This window comes from Candidatus Phytoplasma citri (assembly GCF_002009625.1).
Taxonomy (GTDB): Bacteria; Bacillota_I; Bacilli_A; order Acholeplasmatales; family Acholeplasmataceae; genus Phytoplasma; species Phytoplasma citri.
Genome location: NZ_MWKN01000080.1, coordinates 1 through 651, shown reverse-complemented (window position 1 = coordinate 651; position 651 = coordinate 1). Strand labels below are relative to the sequence as shown.

Here is a 651-nt window from a genome sequence, read left to right as displayed (position 1 = left end):
ATACCATCAGGAATACATCAATAATGGATATAACCCCAAACCAGTTAAAAGAATTCTCATTCCTAATGATAACAAAAAAACTAGGCTCCTGGGACTACCTACTATCAAGGACCGGTTAATACAAAAATGCCTCGAACAACTCTTAACTCCCTATTTTGAAAATATCTTCTCAGAATGGAGTTTTGGATTTAGAACCAAAAAATCTTGCCACGACGCCATCAAACGCGTAAAACAAAGATTTAAAGGAATTGACTACATTATCAAAATCGACTTAAAAGGCTACTTTGATACCATCAATCAAGATTCTCATAAGAACCTTAAATCGGTTCATCAGAAAGAATAAAGTCCTCTCAACTATCAACAAATGGTTGAAAGCCGGATTCATGAAAGATGGGATAAAATACGAATCCTTATCAGGTTCTCCTCAAGGAGGAATTATTTCCCCTTTGTTGGCGAATGTATATTTACACTACATCGACCTGAGAATGGGGGAACTGATTAAAGAGGGAAAGCCGATTAGGCAGGACAACCCAGAATATAAGAAAGCATGGCTTAAGAACCAGCACCATAAACTGGGAGTTGATAGGTATATCAATTTAAATCCAAAAACAAGAGTTGAGTACATCCGTTACGCTGATGATTTTATCATTG

Annotated in this window: 1 pseudogene; it reads left to right on the top strand. The window is 36.6% G+C overall.

The window, feature by feature from the left end:
- Positions 1–651: pseudogene (locus B2G44_RS01985) on the top strand (reverse transcriptase domain-containing protein); the annotation flags it as partial.